The 18,846-nt window shown below is 62.4% G+C and carries 17 protein-coding genes; 14 read left to right on the plus strand and 3 right to left on the minus strand.

What is annotated here, in order from left to right:
- The first annotated feature begins 28 nt into the window (after positions 1–28).
- The 6 genes from ACZ6YI_RS00420 to ACZ6YI_RS00445 all read left to right on the plus strand — a co-directional run bounded on the left by ACZ6YI_RS00420 (position 29) and on the right by ACZ6YI_RS00445 (position 8,620).
- The gene (locus ACZ6YI_RS00420) at positions 29–1,348 is read left to right on the plus strand and encodes an O-antigen polymerase (protein ID WP_465776960.1); all 1,320 of its coding nucleotides are present in this window, start codon (positions 29–31) and stop codon (positions 1,346–1,348) included.
- Positions 1,349–1,365: 17 nt separating this feature from the next.
- Positions 1,366–2,490 (plus strand): glycosyltransferase family protein, encoded by a 1,125-nt coding sequence (locus ACZ6YI_RS00425; RefSeq protein ID WP_465776961.1) that lies wholly within the window; start codon positions 1,366–1,368, stop codon positions 2,488–2,490.
- Positions 2,491–2,529: 39 nt separating this feature from the next.
- Positions 2,530–4,659, plus strand: a complete 2,130-nt coding sequence (locus tag ACZ6YI_RS00430) for a bi-domain-containing oxidoreductase (RefSeq protein WP_465776962.1) — start codon at positions 2,530–2,532, stop codon at positions 4,657–4,659.
- Between the two features lie 2 nt (positions 4,660–4,661).
- Positions 4,662–5,759, plus strand: coding sequence for a non-hydrolyzing UDP-N-acetylglucosamine 2-epimerase (wecB, locus tag ACZ6YI_RS00435; protein WP_465776963.1), 1,098 nt, complete (start codon positions 4,662–4,664; stop codon positions 5,757–5,759).
- 175 nt (positions 5,760–5,934) lie between these two features.
- A complete protein-coding gene (locus tag ACZ6YI_RS00440; protein ID WP_465776964.1) occupies positions 5,935–7,383 on the plus strand; it encodes a heparinase II/III family protein in 1,449 nt (482 codons plus the stop codon).
- A 7-nt stretch (positions 7,384–7,390) separates the two neighbouring features.
- The gene (locus ACZ6YI_RS00445) at positions 7,391–8,620 is read left to right on the plus strand and encodes a glycosyltransferase family 4 protein (RefSeq protein ID WP_465776965.1); all 1,230 of its coding nucleotides are present in this window, start codon (positions 7,391–7,393) and stop codon (positions 8,618–8,620) included.
- 3 nt (positions 8,621–8,623) lie between these two features.
- Here ACZ6YI_RS00445 and ACZ6YI_RS00450 read toward each other — a convergent pair whose 3' ends face one another.
- Together ACZ6YI_RS00450 and ACZ6YI_RS00455 are read right to left on the minus strand one after the other, a co-directional pair.
- Positions 8,624–9,301 (minus strand): YdcF family protein, encoded by a 678-nt coding sequence (locus ACZ6YI_RS00450; protein WP_465776966.1) that lies wholly within the window; start codon positions 9,299–9,301, stop codon positions 8,624–8,626.
- 19 nt (positions 9,302–9,320) lie between these two features.
- Positions 9,321–9,752, minus strand: coding sequence for a low molecular weight protein-tyrosine-phosphatase (locus tag ACZ6YI_RS00455; protein ID WP_465776967.1), 432 nt, complete (start codon positions 9,750–9,752; stop codon positions 9,321–9,323).
- Positions 9,753–9,859: 107 nt separating this feature from the next.
- On the opposite strand from ACZ6YI_RS00455, the gene ACZ6YI_RS00460 reads away from it, so the two are divergent.
- The 5 genes from ACZ6YI_RS00460 (at position 9,860) to ACZ6YI_RS00480 (ending at position 15,035) form a co-directional block, all read left to right on the plus strand.
- Positions 9,860–10,201 (plus strand): hypothetical protein, encoded by a 342-nt coding sequence (locus ACZ6YI_RS00460; protein WP_465776968.1) that lies wholly within the window; start codon positions 9,860–9,862, stop codon positions 10,199–10,201.
- A 102-nt stretch (positions 10,202–10,303) separates the two neighbouring features.
- On the plus strand, positions 10,304–11,413 hold the full coding sequence (locus ACZ6YI_RS00465) for a polysaccharide biosynthesis/export family protein (RefSeq protein WP_465776969.1): 1,110 nt from the start codon (positions 10,304–10,306) through the stop codon (positions 11,411–11,413).
- Between the two features lie 159 nt (positions 11,414–11,572).
- Positions 11,573–12,169: a YjbF family lipoprotein gene (locus tag ACZ6YI_RS00470; RefSeq protein WP_465776970.1), complete on the plus strand. Its 597-nt coding sequence runs from the start codon at positions 11,573–11,575 to the stop codon at positions 12,167–12,169.
- Positions 12,169–12,930 carry a capsule biosynthesis GfcC family protein gene (locus ACZ6YI_RS00475; RefSeq protein WP_465776971.1) on the plus strand — a complete coding sequence of 254 codons (762 nt, stop codon included), beginning with the start codon at positions 12,169–12,171 and terminating at the stop codon, positions 12,928–12,930. Before ACZ6YI_RS00470 ends, ACZ6YI_RS00475 begins: the two co-directional genes overlap by 1 nt.
- Positions 12,927–15,035, plus strand: coding sequence for a YjbH domain-containing protein (locus tag ACZ6YI_RS00480; protein ID WP_465776972.1), 2,109 nt, complete (start codon positions 12,927–12,929; stop codon positions 15,033–15,035). The genes ACZ6YI_RS00475 and ACZ6YI_RS00480 overlap by 4 nt, the downstream gene beginning before the upstream one ends.
- Here the strand turns inward: ACZ6YI_RS00480 and ACZ6YI_RS00485 are convergent.
- Positions 15,025–15,282: a DUF2188 domain-containing protein gene (locus ACZ6YI_RS00485; protein ID WP_465776973.1), complete on the minus strand. Its 258-nt coding sequence runs from the start codon at positions 15,280–15,282 to the stop codon at positions 15,025–15,027. The two genes, ACZ6YI_RS00480 and ACZ6YI_RS00485, sit on opposite strands and share 11 nt — an antisense overlap.
- 204 nt (positions 15,283–15,486) lie before the next feature.
- Here ACZ6YI_RS00485 and amaB point away from each other — a divergent pair, with 204 nt between their 5' ends.
- Genes amaB through ACZ6YI_RS00500 form a run of 3 tightly spaced genes read left to right on the plus strand, consistent with a single transcriptional unit; the run spans position 15,487 to position 18,837 of the window.
- Positions 15,487–17,022, plus strand: a complete 1,536-nt coding sequence (gene amaB / locus ACZ6YI_RS00490) for an L-piperidine-6-carboxylate dehydrogenase (protein ID WP_465776974.1) — start codon at positions 15,487–15,489, stop codon at positions 17,020–17,022.
- A gap of 19 nt (positions 17,023–17,041) precedes the next feature.
- A complete protein-coding gene (locus ACZ6YI_RS00495) occupies positions 17,042–17,809 on the plus strand; it encodes a class I SAM-dependent methyltransferase (RefSeq protein WP_465776975.1) in 768 nt (255 codons plus the stop codon).
- Positions 17,809–18,837, plus strand: a complete 1,029-nt coding sequence (locus tag ACZ6YI_RS00500; RefSeq protein WP_465776976.1) for a quinone-dependent dihydroorotate dehydrogenase — start codon at positions 17,809–17,811, stop codon at positions 18,835–18,837. Before ACZ6YI_RS00495 ends, ACZ6YI_RS00500 begins: the two co-directional genes overlap by 1 nt.
- The last annotated feature ends 9 nt before the right edge of the window (positions 18,838–18,846 follow it).

Genomic DNA, 18,846 nt, shown 5'->3' on the forward strand with positions numbered 1-18,846 from the left:
CGCACCCTTATCGCCTGAATATTTCATTGTGTACGTCGCATACTTCCTCTTCTTCGCGATACCGTTTGTCATCGTGCTCTTCCGCATCGGAGGAAGGCTCGACCGAACGCTGCACTCGCCAATCTACGTCTTCATCCTGGGAATGGCGTTCATCTACGGGTTCATGCCTCTAATCAAGTCGCTGACCGACGTTCAGAGCTACGATTTCAAGTACACCTCTGCGTCGGAAGCCACATCGCTCTGGAATGCGTTGACCTTCATGATGGCGGGAATCGCTGGCTACGTCGCCTCAGGTGGCCTTGCCGCTAGAACGTTCCCGACCGTCAGGCCTCTCACCCGACGAGAGCGACTTCGCATAACGCTGGTCGTCGGTGCGCCATCAGTGGCAGCAATCGCCTACCTGGCTCATTCCCTAAGTGCCTACGCGCTCGCAGACTACATGAAGGACCGAATTATGCTCCGGCGCGGCCTCGGTCCGGCCGTAGTCCTGTCTTTCAACGCCGTTTGCTTTACCGCCGTCTCCATTGTGAACTATGTAGCACAGCGCAGAGCAGGAGGAACACCAGGGGCCTCGCGCCTGGTTGTGATCGCTTGCATGTTTCTTGGTGTTTCAATCGGATTCACCCTAATGGGGAATCGAAACTTTGTATTCATCCTAATTGTCGTGACGCTCCTGGCCCTCTGCATACTAACGAGGGCGGATATGCGAAAGGCAATATTGGTCATTCCTGCGCTACTTGCGTTTGCGCTTGCGATGTCAGCATGGGCGAAGATCCGAACACACCTTGACCACAAAGACTATACTGCTGTGTCCAATCAGACTGCGGTGTCGTTGCTCACCTACGGCCTCAACGGAGCCTTCGGCAACGCCGAAAACCTCGTCTGGCTCGACCAGTACAGCACGCGATGGACTCCACTCTACGGGAGTACGGTGGTCGCGGCGGCCGTGAATCCGGTGCCACGTGCGATTTGGCCCGACAAACCCTTTGGGGGCGGCCCAGCGCTACGCAACTTTATATACCCAGGGAGCTATACGGCCGACGGAGAAAACCTGACTTCGTACACGACCGGCTTGCCCACGGAAGGCTATATGAACTTCGGCTTCGCCGGCGTGCTCCTTTTTGGGTTGATTGACGGCGCAATCATCGCATTCTGTCGCAACTGGTATGCGCGGCGCGAGGTGACGACCCCGCTAGGTCTGGTCATCTACGCATTTTCAGTGTTTACGTTCGCATTCGGATTTCTTTACATGGAGCTTCTCGGCGGATGGAGCAGATACCTTGTCACAATGGTCTTTCTGGTCGTAGTGGCGCAACTCGGTAATCGCACCATTCGGCTTGCTCGCTAGAACAGATGGAAAATTTCGTGAAAGCCATAATCCTCGGCCAAGGCAACCCATACATCAAGAATCCGTACTTGAGCAAACTTGCTCGTGTTCTTGGAGACGCATCCATACCCTTCGAGTTCTGGACTTGGATGCGCGACCGTCGTGAGAAGGTGCCCGCGAACGTCCGAGTCCTCCTCCGCTTTGGGACGTGGGGCGGCGGCATTGGCGGCCTTCTTGGCTATGGCATCTGGATGGCGGTCCTGACCGTCAGGCTAATCTTCGCTCCGAAAAACCGCATTTACTTCTGCTCACGTCTTGATGCCGCGTTACCCTGCGCAATCGCGGCGCGATTTCGTCGATGCGACTTCGTATTTCTCGATCGAGACAAGCTCTCAAAGAGCTACAACTGGAACCCCAAACTGAAGCGCGTCATCGAACGCATCGAGCGTGACCTCGGGCGCCGGGCACTCCTACACGTTGTCCCGGGCGTTTCGCGGCTTGATGGCGAAGGAACTGCGCCAAACACGCGCATCATACGAAACACCCCGCACACCGATGTCATCGAGCTCGCGAAGCGAATAGACGACATCCTGCCAACTCCGGATGGCCGTCTTCGCGTACTGATCAGCGGACTAATATCAGACGAGCGTGGTGCGGGCATGATGAGCTCGGTCATATCTGCCGTCGACCCGGCATCCGTTGAGTTCGTCGGGGCGGGAAGGCTGCTGGGCGATTCCGCGCATTCCATTTCCGAGAAGCTTGGAGATGGATATCGAGGCATCGTAACGAATGAGGCAGCGCTAGCGATGCTAATTCAATCCGACATCGTGCTCGCGTTTTACGATCCAAAGCTCGAGATAAACCGCCTCGCTGAGCCCAACAAGTGGTTCGATTGTGCCGCGCTAGGCGTGCCCTTCATCACCAACCAGGGATTGGAGACGAGCATCACATTTACGTCGGAGGACGCCTGCTTCGTCGTCCCCTTCGATGACTCTGAGCGTCTCTCGACACTCCTGGCCGACCTAGCGAGCAACCGTTCGCTCTTACGAGACAAGGCGGTGCGCCTTCGCGCACTGCATTTCGAGGCGTGGGATGTCGCAATGCGACGGATTGTTGATGAATGCTTTGACCGACTGGCCAGCACCAGCACCGGATCTAACTGATCCACTCAATCTATATTTAGTTTTGGTAAGGATATCGCCGTGAAACAAGTTCTACAGAGCCTCAAGGACGGCAGTACGACGCTTGCCGATGTGCCGACACCACTCCCACGGCGCTCGGAAGTATTGATCGCGACAGCCGTCACGCTCGTTTCCGCCGGAACCGAACGTATGCTTGTTGACTTTGGGAAAGCAAATTGGCTTTCGAAGGCGAAGCAGCAGCCCGACAAAGTACGCATGGTGCTGGACAAAGTTCGGACCGACGGTCTTTCGGCGACCATGGATGCCGTAATGAGCAAGCTCGATCAGCCGCTTGCACTGGGGTATTGCAACGTCGGCAAGGTAGTCGAGGTCGGCGCGGATATCCAAAATCTTCGCGTTGGCGACCGCGTTGTGAGTAACGGAAAGCACGCTGAAGCCGTTACAGTTCCGAAGAATCTCGTTGTCCGAATTCCGGACAATGTCACGAATGACCAGGCATCGTTCACCGTCCTGGCCGCTATTGGCCTTCAAGGCATACGCCTCGTAGCACCGACAATCGGCGAGTGTGTCGTAGTCACCGGACTCGGACTCATCGGTCTTCTCACCGTGCAGATGCTGCGCGCTCAAGGATGCCGCGTTCTGGGCATTGACTACGATCCCGTTCGACTCGCCCTGGCTCGCCAGTTCGGCGCGGAGACGGTAAATCCGGCATCAGGGGAAGACGTAGAAGCGGCTGCGAAGGCGTTCTCCCGCGGCCGCGGTGTCGATGCCGTCATAATCACGGCTTCCACGAAGAGCAACGAACCCGTTGCTCAAGCTGCCCATATGTGTCGCAAGCGGGGACGCATCGTGCTCGTCGGAGTGACGGGCCTGGAGCTATCGCGCGCCGACTTCTTCGAAAAGGAGCTGACATTCCAGGTGAGCTGTAGCTACGGCCCCGGTCGTTATGACCCTGGTTATGAGGAGAAGGGCAACGACTATCCAGTCGGATTCGTCCGCTGGACCGAGCAACGCAATTTTGAAGCAGTTCTCGACTTGCTTTCCTCAGGTCAGCTCGATGTCGAACCTCTCGTATCGCACCGCTTCGACTTTACTGACGCAGTCGACGCTTATGAGCTTCTTTCATCGGGTGACCCATCCCTTGGAATTCTCCTACAGTATCCGCGTGCAGCTGAACCCGAGTTGGTTGTCGCAGAGCGCGCAGTAAATCTAGACCAGAGCATTCAGCCGCGAAGCGGAATCACACTGGGCTTCCTCGGTGCGGGCAACTACGCCGGACGCGTGCTTATCCCTGCCTTCCGAAAAGCCGGCGCCAGGCTGGGAACCATAGTTAGCAGCGGTGGCGTCACCGCAATACATCATGGGAAAAAGCAAGGCTTCCTGATGGCATCCACTGACGCGTCAGTCATGCTATCTGACGCATCCATTGACGCTGTGGTAATCGCCACGCAACACAACGCTCACGCTACGCAGGTGACCGAGTCAATGAGTTCAGGAAAACACGTATTCTGCGAAAAGCCTCTCTGCCTCACCCTCGGTCAGCTTGCTGAAATTAGCGAATTGGCACTTGATCGACCGATGCAGAAGCTCATGATCGGCTTCAATCGACGTTTCGCCCCTCAAGTCAAGAAGATAAAGCAACTGCTTACGCCAATCGTGGAGCCAAAGTGCTTCGTGATGACCGTTAATGCGGGTGCGATTCCCGCCGAACATTGGACGCAAGATCCGGTCACCGGTGGCGGCCGCATCGTCGGCGAGGGCTGCCATTTCGTGGACCTACTTCGACACCTCGCCGGTACACCCATTGTCTCCGCGCATGCCGTCAGCATTGGGCGCCACCCCTCCATCGACATCCCCGGCGACAAAGCGACTATCTCTCTCGCATTCGAAGACGGTTCGATCGGCACGATTCACTACTTCGCCAACGGCGATAAGTCGTTCCCTAAGGAACGACTTGAAGTCTTTTGCGCCGGCAAGGTGCTCCAACTCGACAACTTCCGCAAGCTGCGCGGATGGGGTTGGAAAGGCTTCTCGCGCATGAATCTATGGAAACAAGACAAGGGCCAGGAGGCTTGCGCTTTAGCCTTCGTGCAGGCCCTGATCAACGACGCTCCATGTCCGATCCCGCTGGATGAGATTTTGGAAGTGAGTCGCGTAAGTATTGAACTGCAAGAAATGGTTGACGCATGAATATGCCGCTTCTGATCGACATCATCGCGGGCGCCCGCCCCAACTTCATGAAAATCGCGCCGATCATCAAGGCGCTTCAGGCCCGCGAGGCTGAGGGTGGCCCGCTGCGCTTCCGCCTCGTGCATACCGGACAGCACTACGACGCCAAAATGTCGGGTGACTTCTTCACCCAGCTCGGCATCCCCGAGCCGCACGTGAATCTCGAGACGGGATCCGGCACTCAGGCTGAGCAGACCGGCGCGATCATGTCCCGGTATGAAGCCCTGCTTCTCCAGGAACGGAGCAGTGCTTGCCTCGTGGTGGGCGATGTCACATCGACGATGGCATGCGCGATCACGGCGCAGAAGCTATGCATCCCCGTAGCCCACGTCGAGGCCGGCATTCGCTCAGGTGATTGGACCATGCCGGAAGAGATCAACCGGCTCGTGACGGACGCCATTACAAATTGGTTCTTCACCACGAGTGACGTAGCCAACGACAACTTGCGTCGCAGCGGAATCAACGATGACAGGATCTTCTTCGTGGGCAACACGATGATCGATACACTGCTGTCGAACATGGATCGTCTGTCGCCCCCTTCGTTCTGGGACGAACACAACCTGAAGGCAGGCGGATATTTCGTCGCCACCCTACACCGCCCGGCCAACGTGGATTCGTCCGACGGTTTCGCGCGGTTGCTCGCCGCCGTCGGCGAAGGCACGCGCGGGATGCCCGTGGTGTTTCCTGTGCACCCCCGTACCGCCAAGACACTGAAGGCACTCCCAGGTTTCCCGGAAAATATCCTGCTGGTTGATCCCCAGCCGTACCTGCAGTTCAACTTTCTCGTGAAGCATGCCAAGGGCGTGATCACGGACTCGGGCGGCATTACCGAGGAAACCACGGTAATGGGCGTGCCCTGCCTGACCCTGCGCGACAACACGGAGCGCCCTGAGACGGTCAGCATGGGCACCAACGAGCTGATTGGCACGGACCCGTCCAGGCTGAAGCCTGCGCTGGATCGCCTGTTCGACAGCCAGTGGAAGCAGGGTGCGATTCCCCCGATGTGGGACGGCAAGACGGGGCAGCGCATCGTCGCTGCACTCGAGAAACTCCTGGCCTGACCCGATGTCGATTGCCCGGCTGGCCCGCTATTGGCATACGCTGAAATACCTGCGCCCCGTTCAATTCTACGGGCGCGTTTGGTTCCGGCTGGCCCACCCAAAGCCTGACCTGCGTCCTGCACCGCCCTTGCGGACGGCGCAAGGCCGGTGGCTTGCGTGCGCCAGAACACCCAGCATGCTATCGGCGGACGAGTTCCGCTTCCTCAATGTCGTTCGCCGTATGGCGACAGCGGGAGACTGGAACCACCCGGCGTGGCCGAAACTCTGGCTCTACAACGCGCATTACTTCGATGACCTGGTCGCCGATGGCGCGCCATCACGCGCGACATGGCACGCTGACCTGATCGAACGATGGATACGTGAGAACCCTCCTGGCGAAGGAAATGGCTGGGAGCCCTACCCTACCTCGCTACGTATCGCCAACTGGATCAAGTGGTCCCTCGCGGGTAATCAACTATCGTCCGAGGCGCTAACCAGCCTCGCCATCCAGACGCGATATCTGACCGGCCGGCTGGAGCACCACCTGCTGGGCAACCACCTTTGGGCGAACGCGAAAGCCCTCGCTTTCGCGGGTGCCTTCTTCGGTGGCAAGGAAGGCGATCGCTGGCTCGCACGGGGGCTGTCGCTCATCGCACGCGAGATGAAAGAGCAGTTCCTGTCCGATGGCGGTCATTTCGAACGCAGCCCCATGTACCACGCGATCCTGCTGGAGGACATGCTGGACCTGGTGCAGCTCGCGGACCGCTACCCCGCGACGTTGGCGAGGGCGAAGGCAGGCTGGTCCGGTCTCGCCCAGAGGATGGGCCAGTGGCTGCGTGTCATGACCCATCCCGATGGCCAGATCGCGTTTTTTAATGACGCCGCTTTCGGCATCTCGCCTGAGCCCGCCGCACTCGCTACTTACGCGAGTGCTCTCGCCATTGAGGCACTGCCGCCACCGGCTGAGTCGCTGGTAAGGCTGGACGCATCCGGGTACATCCGCCTCGAGGCAGGGGGTGCGGTGGTCATCGTCGACGTCGCTCCAGTGGGCCCGGATTACCTCCCGGGACACGCACACGCCGACACACTGAGCTTCGAGGCTTCGTTCGGCGGGGTGCGCGCCATCGTCAACGGCGGCACATCAACGTATGCGACTGGCGAACGCCGGTTTTGGGAACGAGGCACCGCTGCCCACAACACCGTGGTGGTCGACGGAGAGAACTCCTCGGAGGTCTGGGGCGGATTCCGTGTGGCACGACGCGCGCGCCCGATCGCGATCCAGGCCGGGCATACGGGCGATGTTTCGTGGGTCGAGGCCGCACACGATGGCTACCACCGCCTTGCAGGCAAGCCCACGCACAAACGTCGTTGGGAACTCCGTCCCGGACGCCTGACGGTCGAGGACGCCGTCGCGGGCAAGCACGCGTCCGCGACGGCGCGATTCCGCCTGGCGCCCTCGCTCTCGCCAGGTGAAAACGACTCCGCACGACATCCCAACGGCACCGTCGTCCGTTGGGAAGCAACGCAACCTATCCATGCTGAACCTGGCGACTGGGCACCCCGTTTCGGGGAGGTCGTCGCCACCCACATCGTCCGTTCGGACCTGACGTCCGGCCGCCTGACGATGACTTTTTCCTGGAGCTGACCGCGCCATGCGCATCCTGTTTCTGTCCGACAACTTCCCGCCCGAAGGAAACGCGCCCGCCACGCGACTCTTCGAGCACGCGACGCGCTGGGTTAAGGCCGGCCACGACGTTACCGTCATTACCTGCGCACCGAATTTCCCGGAAGGTCGGTTGTTCAAGGGGTATCAGAACCGCTGGCGTCAGGTCGAAACGCTCGAAGGCATCCGCGTCGTTCGTGTAAAGACCTACATCACGGCGAACGAAGGCTTTCTGAAGCGAACCCTCGACTACATGAGCTTCATGGTCATGGGCTTCATCATGGGCCTGTTCGAAGCGAAGCCGGACATCATCGTGGCGACCTCGCCCCAGTTCTTCTCCGCGATTGGCGGCTGGGCCTTGTCGGTCATTCGCCGTCGTCCGTTTGTTTTCGAGCTGAGGGATTTGTGGCCTGCGTCGATCATCGCCGTAGGCGCGATGAAGAAAAGCCTCGTCATCCGGGTCCTCGAGAAAATCGAGATGTTCCTCTACCGGCGTGCGACGGCGATCGTCTCCGTGACCCGCTCATTCAAGGAAGACCTCGTGTCACGCGGGATCCGTCCGGAGAAGATCCATGTCGTCATCAACGGCGTGGACCTCGACAAATACGAGCCCCGCGACAGGGACCCCGAACTGTCGTCGGAATTCGATCTCCACGGGAAATTTGTCGCCGGCTACCTTGGCACGCACGGGCTGGCCCATGCGCTGCCCAAGGTCGTCGAGGCGGCAGAGAAACTGAAGCATCGCGATGACATCGTGTTCGTGTTCGCGGGGGCCGGCGCCGATCGCGAGCGCGTCGAACGCATGGTGGAGGAACGCAACCTGAGCAACGTGCGCATGGTGCCGCGCCAGCCGAAGGAGCGTATGCCCGGCTTGTGGAGCATTTGCGACGTGTCCATCGTTCCGCTACGCGACACCCCGGTTTTCGCGACCGTCATTCCCTCCAAGATCTTCGAATCCATGGGCATGGGCGTACCCATCCTCATGAGCCTGCCCGAGGGCGAGGCCACCGGCATTATCCGCGAAACCGCATCGGGCATTTGCGTGCCACCGGAAGACAGTGATGCGATGGCCTACGCCATTGCATCGATCGCCGACGACCCCGTGGCACTGCGCAAGCTCGCTGACGACGCGCGCGCCTCGGCGCCGCGGTTTTCAAGAGACCGTCTGGCCGCTGACATGCTCGAAGTCTTCCGGCAGGTACACGCAACGGCCAACTGACGGTCAGGCCCAGCCCTGGGCTCGGTAGGCCAACAGCCCCACGTATTCGCGCAGGTAACGCATCGACCGGTTGAAGCTGGCCCTGGACGGCCAGCGGGTGACCGGTGCGCGCTCGGGCGGATCAAACGCCGAGGCAGGCACCACGTCGAGGCCCAGCCTGCGGAAGGTCGGTAACGCGCGTGGCATGTGCTGTGTCGACGTAACCAGCAGGATGCGATGTACACCCAGCAATCGCAGCAGTACCGCCGTGTGGGTCGCGTTCTCATGGGTCGTCAGGCTGGCGGTCTCCAGCGAGACCTCGTCCATCGAAATGCGCTGCTTGCGCAGCGAGGCGGCCATCGCAAGCGCCTCCCCCTTTCCACCGGAAAGCACGATGCGCGGTGCTCTCCCCGCGCGAAGCAATTCCACGCCGAATCCCAGGCGAGTCTCCTGCACCCGCGGATCGTCTTCACCCCAGTCAAAGGTAGCCCGGGGAGCCACGCCTCCGCCCAGCACGACGATGGCGTCCGCTTGGGGGTAGGTCTCGGCCTCTCGAGCGGGGTATTGCCGCGTGAGTCCGGACTTCAGGCGCTCCGACACATCGGGTAGCGCCAGGGTCATCGCCATGGCGAGACATATACCGACCAGGGCGGCCAGCGCCGCACCCCATCGCCGCCATCGCCAGGACGCTGATTTGTCCATCGGGGCGTCGTCCCTTCGATCAGAGGTAACGAAGCCAGGCGGCCACGCCCTCGTCGATGCGCTGGTAAACGTGCTCGAACGCGACGCGCTGCTGGCGGTAGGGATCGGGGACATCCCGGTCGCCGGTCCACTTGTCGAGCATGAAGATCTTCCCGCTCGCCTCGGGCGCCATGCGGACCATGGCAGCGATGTGGGACTTCTCCATGGCCAGGACCAGATCGGCCTCGCGCAGCATCAAAGCGGTCAGCTGCCTTGCCACGTGTGGGTTGCCATCAATGCCGTGCTCCGCCATGACGTCAAGGGCCGTCGCGTCGGCACCCTTGCCCACCAGGGCCGACAGGCCGGCGCTGGATACGCTGATCGTCGGGGGAAGCGCCGCCTTGAGGCGGTATTCGGCGGTGGGGCTACGGCAGATATTACCGACGCACACCGTCAGGATCCGTTGAAACACCCGGCAGGGCTCCTCTTTCAAGAATTAGGTGCCAAACGTTCTCGCAATTTCACGAGACTACTGGCTATACTCACATTATCCTTAATTCTGACTCATGGAGGGGAAACATGAAGAAAGTTCTCGCAGCGCTGCTCTCGGTCTCGCTCGTCGGCTCGGCATTCGCCCAGCAGGCCGCCCAGGCCACCGCCGGCAGCCAGCCCGCCGACGCGACCCCGGAAGTGGCCGCTGGCGCTGGTGGCGCTGGTACGGCTACGGCCGGCACCCTGACCGCCCTTTACGTTGGCGCAGCTGTGGCAGTTGCCGCGGTGGCAGTGGGCGCCGCTGATGGCGGTGGCAGCCATAACCATAACGGCGACGGCAACAGCGGCAACGGTGGCAACGGCGGCACGACTCCTCCGGGCGGCACCACGGGCACGACGGGTACCACCGGTACCACGGGCACGCGCTAAGCTGTTTTAGAAGTTCGCAGTTCGCGTGCCGGGGGCCTCCCCGGCACGCTTTGTTTTGAAAGCTCGTAACGGGACGTTCCGGGCGACAGGGGCCAGGGGCCAATGAAAGTCTTACACGCATGCGCGCTGTTCATCGGCGCCGCTTTTCTGCACGGCTGCGCTTTCGCACCGGGGCAGCATCTCGACACGTCCACGCTTTTGCGCCAGGACGATGCAACCGAGGGCCGCGTCGAGTTTGTCGCGATTACGCCGAAGCTCGTCGCCATGGATACCGCGATGCGCGGCCAGTTCCAGGTGCCGCACGAGCTGCTCGATTACAAGCCTGATGCCTACCGGATCGGTGCCGGCGACACGCTGTACATCACGATCTGGGAACACCCGGAGCTGACGGCGCCAGCAGGCCCTCAGCAGCAGACGCTGGCCAACGGGCGCCTCGTTGGCCCTGACGGCATGCTGTTCTATCCGTATGCGGGTGACGTCAAGGCAGCGGGCCTGACCATCGCCGAACTGCGCCAGACCATCGCAAAGCGGCTGGCCGAGTACGTCGAGAACCCGCAGGTCGATGTTACCGTCATTGGCTACACCAGCAAGCGCGTGGTGCTCGAAGGCGCGTTCGTGAAAACCGATGCGCAGGTCATCGACGTCACGCCGCTCACCTTGGCACGAGCCCTGGGTACGGCAGTGATCAACACCGAGCAGGCGAATATCTCGGGGCTGATCCTCAAGCGCGATGGCGTCGACTACCACCTCGATCTCGACGCGATGCGGCATGGTGGCCACCTCGCGAGCGATATCTACCTGAAAGACGGTGATCGGATTTTCCTGCCTTACAACGACCGGCAGGAAGCCTATGTCGTCGGCGAGGTAAACCGGCCCGGCCCCCTGCCCTTCAAGATCGCAGACCTCACCCTCAGTCAGGCTCTGGGCCGCGCGGGTGGTCTTAACCAGACCACGGCCAAGGGCAAGGCCGTGTACGTGATCCGCGGCATGAAGGGCCTCGACAGCGAACCGGCGCGTGTCTTCAACCTGGATGCCCGGTCGCCCGTGGCATTTTCGCTTGCTGACGAGTTCCGTGTGCTGCCCGGCGACGTGGTCTTCGTCGGCCCCGCCGGCGTCACCCGCTGGAATCGCTTGCTCAGCCAGTTGCTGCCGCTTTCAGGCCTGATCAGCAACGCTGCCAGCGCGAACTACAACATCGATCGCAGCCAATAATAGACGTGGGTAGGCTGCGATGCAGTCGACCTGCTGGGGACTTGTTTGCACACCGCTCGTTTGTCCGACCGGATGTCGGAACCAACCCGATTCTTGAGACGCGGTTGCACCGCGTCCACGTTGCTGTGCGTCGCACTTTTGTTGGCCGGCTGCGGTGAAATGGCGAAGGGCATCGGCCAGACCGTGCGAGGGACGGTGAGCGGCGGCGACGCGCTACCCATTTCACCGGCTGAGGTTGCCCAACGTCCCCTCTTCCAGATGGTCGCAAAGACCGAACACGGCGATGCGCTGCTTATCCTGGGCAACGTCGACGGCAACCGTGAGGTCTGGTACGGCCCGCGGCAGACGGCGCTCGTCCTCGAGTATGGGCGCGTGGTCCAGACGATCAACCTGGACGCCAACCTGGACGGGTCGCGGATGGTGGGCGCCAATCCCTTCAAGTTGGGGCTGAACCATATCGCCGGATCCGACGACTTCGACAGCGAGGACGACTGGTCGCCCGGCTACCGTTACGCCGTCCCCGTCCACAGCCGCATGGTGGCAGTGGGGCCCGAGGACGTCACCATCCTCGATAAGCCACATCGACTTCTCAGGATCGACGAGGAGCGCCGCAGTAGCGCCGGACGCTGGTCCGCACGAAATCAGTACTGGGTCGACCCCGCGACGGGCTTCATCTGGAAGTCGGTCCAGCAGGTCGCACCCGGCGTGACGATCGAACTGACGCAACTCAAGCCACGCTTGCAAGGTGGCCCTTGATGCGCCGCTTCGTATGCATCCTGTCCCTCGCTGTCGCGGTTCAAACCACGGCCGCCGATCGCACGCTCGAGGTGAAGCTCGAGGGCCAGGTGACTCATCCAGGTAGGCGCGAACTCCCCGGCGATCCGCGGATAGCCGATGCCGCCATCGCCGCGTGGCCCACCGGCGATGCCTATGTTCTCGGTGCCAGCCTGCTCCGGGAGTCACTGCGGGTTCGCCAGACCGGCCTCAAGGCCGGCCTGGTGTACGACCTCGGCGAGGTGGCAAGGCGGGCAAGCAACCGTGGCGACAACGACGTGGCCGATGTTGCGACTCGTATGGCCTTGTGGATGAACTCCCTGCCAGTCACGGGCCGCATGGTCGCGGATCTCGATCCGCGTGGCGTGGAAATTTCTCCGGACGCCAACGTCCCCGTTGAGAACGGCGACGTGCTGCACTATCCGCAGAGGCCGCATACCGTTCGCATCGTTGGCGCGGTGGCGGCTGCGTGCACCGTCGCCTTTGAGCCCATGCGCGATGCGCGGCGGTATCTGGCCGATTGCCCACTCTCGCCGGTCGCGGATAAGGACAACTATTTCGTTATTCAGCCCGACGGACACGTGCTGGAGCTGGGCCGCGCACTGTGGAATCGCGACGAACCTCAGTCTCTGGCACCGGGGGCCGTCATTTACATCCCGATCAAGGTCGCCGCCACGGCTGATGTGGATGCGACGATGGATCGCGAAGCCGCGGCATACATCGCGACCCAGGTGATCCCGTGAAGGGCCGCACCACTGCTCGCCGCCTCGCGCTGCGCGTATCGCCGCTCGCCGCTCTGGTTTGCGCAAGCCTCCACGCGGCCGAGCCGCCGACCACCTCGGACTTTGGTGGCGCGGGTCTTTGGCAGACCCCTAGCGCGCGCATGGCTCCGGAGGGGGAACTGACATTCACGGCAACGCGTACCAGCCCTTACAGTCGCTACAACATCACCCTGCAGCCACTGGACTGGTTCGAAGCGACGTTCCGCTATGTGTCGGTGAGTAACCGGAAATACGGCCCGTCAGGTCTGAGCGGCGACCAGTCGTACAAAGACAAATCCATCGACATCAAGGCGCACCTGTGGCGCGAGAGCCACTGGCTGCCCGACGTGTCGCTCGGCTTCCGTGATATCGGTGGTACTGGCCTCTTCTCTGGCGAGTACGTCGTGGCCAACAAGCGGTTCGGGCCTTTCGACGCATCGCTGGGCATGGGTTGGGGATACCTGGGTAACCGTGGTGATGTCACGAACCCGCTATCCTTGCTCGATGATCGATTCAAGACCCGCCCATCGGACTTCGGCCAGGGCGGCGAATTCAGCAGCAACTCGTATTTCAGGGGCCGCACCGCCCTCTTTGGCGGCATCGCCTGGCAGACCCCGTGGAAGCCGCTGGTGGTCAAGCTTGAATACGAAGGCAACGATTACAAACACGAACCAAAGCAGAACAACCAGCCTCAGCGCACCCCCGTCAATCTCGGCGTGGTTTATCGCGTGGCACCGGTCGTCGATCTGAGCCTTGCCGTTGAGCGCGGCCGCGCCATCATGGCGGGCATCACGCTGCACACGAATCTGGCCAATCACGCTGAACCGGTGAAGATCTTCGATCCACCGATTCCCGCGTCACGCCCGGCAAACCTGCCTCCTGAACAGGTGGATTGGCATGCCGTGAGCGACGAGTTGCGGCAGAACGCGGGCCTTACCGTCACCAAGATCACGAGGCGCGGAAGCGAGCTCCTGGTGACCGGCACGCAAGGCAAGTACTTCTACAGCGCCAAGGGCATGGGCCGGGCCGCTCGCGTGCTCGATAACCAGCTGGATGGCACGATCGACTGGTACACGGTGATCACCGATCGCCACGAGATGCCCATCGTCGCGACATCGATCAGCCGCAAGGACTTCGATGCGCTTGTTGCCCACCGGATCGACCTGGAGACATTCCGCCGGGGCACGGAGCGCGATGCGCCCGCGCAGCAGAAGGAAGAGGTGCTCTTCACCGATCCGCCGAAGCGATTCGACGGTGCGTTCGGTCTCGGCTACGCCCAGATGGTGGGTGGCCCCGATGCGTTTGTTCTCTACCAGGTGTACGCGAACTACGACGCTGATTTCCGGATCACGAAACATACGTGGTGGAGCGGCGCAATCTACGGGAACATCGTCAATAACTACGACAAGTTCAAGTACGACGCGCCCAGTAACCTGCCGCGCGTGCGCACGGACATCCGTCGATACATGACCACGTCGCGCATCACCATGCCGATGTTCCAGCTCACCCATGCGCAACGCCTGGATACAGACCTGTATGGCATGGTCTACGCAGGCATGCTGGAGTCGATGTACGGCGGCGCAGGTGGCGAACTCATGTACCGTCCGACCGGCGAACACTTCGCGATCGGCGTTGACGCGAACTGGGTCAAGCAGCGTGACTTCTCGCAGAACTTCAGCTTCCGCCACTACTCGGTCGCAACGGGACATGTCACCGGCTATCTCGACACCGGCTATCACGGCGTAACGCTTTCCGCGAGCGCCGGGCGCTACCTTGCCGGTGACCTTGGCGTCACCGTGGATATTTCTCGCAGCTTTGCCAACGGGGTCCGCATGGGCGCCTGGGCCACAAAGACGAACGTGTCGGCCAAACAGTTCGGTGAGGGCAGTTTCGACAAGGGCATCTACTTCCAGATCCCGTTCGACCTGATGTCGCAACGATCCTCGCCCAGCCGCGTGGGTGTCACCTGGCAGCCGCTCTATCGCGACGGTGGCGCCCGCCTGGGTCGCCGCTACAACTTGTACTCGCTCACCGATGAGCGAAACGGTGACAACTTCGAGCAGAATCTCGACAAGATCACTGAGTAGCGAACCGCCTCCCCGGCATCTCCGGCACCCTCCCCGGCCGCTTCGCATCCGTCCCGAACGGCCGCCAGACCCCGTCGGCGCCCTCGATGCCGATGCTCGCGTTCCCACCGGCCGACGCCGCCTCGTTCATGGCGGTCGCCAGGGCTTCATAGCGCGAGTTGCAGCGGGCCAGGATCCTCCCGTTTAGCCGGACCGCCCACCCCAGCTCGTCGTCCGGATGGTAGGGAACCTCGTATACCTGCGTCATAGCGGCCCTCCGGGAGCCAACAAACACAGCTAAAGCATGCACTTGCGTTCGTCATCGCAGGGTCGGCGCAGGAACGTGCGGTGTCCACGCGCCCGCGACATCCGTCCCGCGCCGCACAACGGGAGGTGAAGGGGTCGTTTGCTAGAATCGCGGTTTTCACATGGGGCGCGGACGCGGTGTCCGCATCTCGTCAAAGGAGCCATCATGTCCGCCAAGATCCTCCAAGCGCTCGGTCTCAATGCGACCGAGTCCGGCACCTACCTCGGCCGCGGCGAATGGGCCGCCACGACGGGCGCCGGTACGCTGTCGCCCACCAACCCGGCCACGGGCGAGGTGATCGCCACGGTTAACGCCTCGAGCGCGGCGGACTACGAGACGATCGTGCAGCGCGCCCAGGAAGCGTTCGCCATCTGGCGCAACACCCCTGCCCCGCGCCGTGGCGAAGCCGTGCGCCTCTGCGGCGAGGCCCTGCGCAAGCACAAGGATGCCCTCGGTTCGCTGGTTGCCCTGGAAATGGGCAAGATCAAGCCGGAAGGCGACGGCGAAGTGCAGGAAATGATCGACATCGCCGATTTCGCCGTGGGCCAGAGCCGCATGCTCTATGGCAACACCATGCATTCGGAGCGCCCCGGCCACCGCATGTATGAGCAGTGGCATCCGGTCGGCCTGGTCGGCATCGTCAGCGCCTTCAACTTCCCGGTCGCCGTCTGGGCGTGGAACGCCTTCCTCGCCGCCATCTGCGGTGATATCTGCCTGTGGAAGCCGTCGCCGAAGACCCCGCTCTCGGCCATCGCGACCCTGAAGATCTGCAACGAGGCGCTGAAGGAAGCCGGCTTCCCGGACATCTTCTTCCTGTTCAACGACGCCGGCACGGAACTGGCCGAGAAGTTCGTGGACGACAAGCGCATCCCGCTGATCAGCTTCACCGGTTCGACCAAGGTAGGCCGCATGGTCGGCGAGCGCGTCGCCCGCCGCATGGGCCGCAGCCTGCTCGAGCTCGGCGGCAACAATGCCATCATCCTGGACAAGTCGGCTGACCTGAAGCTGGCCATCCCGGCGATCGTGTTTGGCGCGGTCGGTACGGCTGGCCAGCGCTGCACCACGACCCGCCGCCTGCTCGTGCATTCGTCCATCCACGATGCGGTGGTGGATACGCTGGTGAAGGCGTACGGCCAGGTGGAGCAGAAGATCGGCGACCCGACCCTTGCGACCACGCTGATGGGCCCGCTGAACAGCCCGGAGGCCGTGAAGGCGTTCGAGGCCGCGGTCGAAAAGGCCCGCGCCACCGGCGGTAACGTCCGCACGGGTGGCAAGGCCCTGGCCGATCGCAAGGGCAACTTCGTCCAGCCGACGATCATCACCGGCCTCAAGAACACCGACGAAGTCGTCCAGACCGAGACGTTCGCCCCGATCCTCTACGTGATGTCGTTCGACTCGCTGGATGAGGCCATCGACATGCAGAACGCCGTGCCGCAGGGCCTGTCCTCGGCGATCTTCACGCAGGACCTGAAGGGCGCCGAACAGTATCTCTCGGCGGCGGGTTCGGATTGCGGTATCGCCAACGTGAACATCGGCACCTCGGGCGCCGAGATCGGCGGCGCGTTCGGTGGCGAGAAGGAAACCGGCGGCGGCCGCGAATCGGGTTCGGATGCCTGGAAGGTGTACATGCGCCGCCAGACCAATACGATCAACTATTCGGACGCGCTGCCGCTGGCCCAGGGCATCAAGTTCGAGTTCTGACCCCTCGGGAGCCCACGCCATGGCCGACCTGCGCCCTACGGAACGTTTCTCCGACCGCGTTGAGGACTATGTCCGTTACCGGCCGGATTACCCGCGGGCGCTGGTCGACTGGCTGCATGGCCTGGGCGTGAAGCCCGACTGGGCCGTGGCGGATATCGGCGCGGGAACCGGGATATCGAGCAGGTTGTTCCTCGATGCCGGCCACCGCGTCACCGCCGTGGAACCGAACGCGTCGATGCGTGACGCAGCCGTGCGCTGGCTTGGCCATGAAGAACGGTTCCGTACCGTGGCCGGCAGCGCCGAAGCCACCGGGCTGCCAGACGGCTCGGTGGACCTCGTGACCGCGGGCCAGGCCTTCCACTGGTTCGACAAGGACCGGATGCGCGCCGAATGCCGCCGTATCCTGTCCTCGCGCGGGCTGGTCGCCATTTTCTGGAATACGCGCCGGCTCGTCGGCACGCCCTTCCTCGAGGGCTTCGAGGCGCTGATGCACGAGTACGGCGTCGACTACGTGAGCATTACCGAACGCTATGCCGATGACGACGCCATGGCCCGCTGGTTCGGCCACGGTTATCGCGGCATGGCCTCGTTCCCGCACGGGCAGAAGCTGGACTTCGATGCGCTCAAGGGCCGGCTGATGTCCTCGTCGTACGCGCCCAAGCCCGGCCACCCCAACCACGAGCCCCTGCTGGCCGCCCTGCGTACGCTGTTCGAATCGACGCAGGAAGACGGCACGGTGGATTACGACTTCGACACCCGCGTGTTCGCGGGACGCCCGGACGCCTGATGTACGACCTGATCCGCCCCCTCCTTTTCATGCTGGATGCCGAGACGGCCCACGGCCTCACGCTGTACGCCAGCGACGTGGCCCAGCGCAGCGGCTTCTCGCACCTGGTGAACAAGCCGCCAGCTGACCTGCCGGTGACGGTGTTCGGCATCACGTTCCCCAATCCCGTCGGTCTTGCGGCAGGCCTGGACAAGAACGGCGAGCATCTCGACGGTCTTGCCGCCCTGGGCTTTGGCTTCGTCGAGATCGGCACGGTCACGCCCCGCGCGCAGGCCGGCAACGACAAGCCACGCATGTTCCGCCTGCCCGAGCACGAGGCCGTCATCAACCGCCTGGGCTTCAACAACGGCGGCATCGACGCGCTTGTGCGCAACGTCGAGAAAGCCAGCTTCCGCGGCGTGCTCGGGATCAACATCGGCAAGAACAAGGACACGCCGAACGAGCGTGCCACGGACGATTACCTGCTGTGCCTCGAGCGCGCGTATCCGTTGGCCAGCTACATCACGGTGAACATCTCCTCGCCGAACACGCAGGGCCTGCGCGACCTGCAGGAGGAAGAGACCCTGCGCCGCTTCATCGGCACGCTGCGCGAGGCGCAGGAGCGTCTCTCCGGCCAGCACGGCAAGCGCAAGCCGATGCTCCTGAAGATCGCGCCTGACCTCACCGAAACCGAACTCGATGCGATCGCCGAGGTGTTGCTTGCCTCCGGCATCGATGGTGTCATCTGCACCAACACCACGATCGATCGTGACAAGGTGGCGGGCCACCGCTTCGCCAACGAAACCGGCGGCCTTTCCGGCCGGCCCGTGTTCGAGAAATCGACCGCCGTGTTGCGCGGCATGGCCACGCGCCTGGGCGGCCGCCTCCCGATCATCGGCGTCGGCGGCATCCTCGACGGCGATTCCGCTGCGACCAAGCTTGAGGCCGGGGCCTCGCTCGTGCAGGTGTATTCGGGCCTCGTCTACCGCGGCCCCCAACTGATCAACGAAGCGGTCGCGGAAATCCGCCGTCGCGGAATCCTCGCATGACCCTCAACA

The sequence above is a fragment of the Luteibacter sp. NPDC104163 genome (assembly GCF_055584245.1).

Coding starts and splice junctions, on each gene's coding strand:
- ACZ6YI_RS00440 (WP_465776964.1), top strand. CDS start 5,935: ATGCTATCGGCGGACGAGTTCCGCTTCCTCAATGTCGTTCGCCGTATG.
- amaB (WP_465776974.1), top strand. CDS start 15,487: ATGTCCGCCAAGATCCTCCAAGCGCTCGGTCTCAATGCGACCGAGTCC.
- ACZ6YI_RS00460 (WP_465776968.1), top strand. CDS start 9,860: ATGAAGAAAGTTCTCGCAGCGCTGCTCTCGGTCTCGCTCGTCGGCTCG.
- ACZ6YI_RS00500 (WP_465776976.1), top strand. CDS start 17,809: ATGTACGACCTGATCCGCCCCCTCCTTTTCATGCTGGATGCCGAGACG.
- ACZ6YI_RS00450 (WP_465776966.1), bottom strand. CDS start 9,301: ATGGACAAATCAGCGTCCTGGCGATGGCGGCGATGGGGTGCGGCGCTG.
- ACZ6YI_RS00465 (WP_465776969.1), top strand. CDS start 10,304: ATGAAAGTCTTACACGCATGCGCGCTGTTCATCGGCGCCGCTTTTCTG.
- ACZ6YI_RS00470 (WP_465776970.1), top strand. CDS start 11,573: ATGGCGAAGGGCATCGGCCAGACCGTGCGAGGGACGGTGAGCGGCGGC.
- wecB (WP_465776963.1), top strand. CDS start 4,662: ATGCCGCTTCTGATCGACATCATCGCGGGCGCCCGCCCCAACTTCATG.
- ACZ6YI_RS00445 (WP_465776965.1), top strand. CDS start 7,391: ATGCGCATCCTGTTTCTGTCCGACAACTTCCCGCCCGAAGGAAACGCG.
- ACZ6YI_RS00475 (WP_465776971.1), top strand. CDS start 12,169: ATGCGCCGCTTCGTATGCATCCTGTCCCTCGCTGTCGCGGTTCAAACC.
- ACZ6YI_RS00485 (WP_465776973.1), bottom strand. CDS start 15,282: ATGACGCAGGTATACGAGGTTCCCTACCATCCGGACGACGAGCTGGGG.
- ACZ6YI_RS00495 (WP_465776975.1), top strand. CDS start 17,042: ATGGCCGACCTGCGCCCTACGGAACGTTTCTCCGACCGCGTTGAGGAC.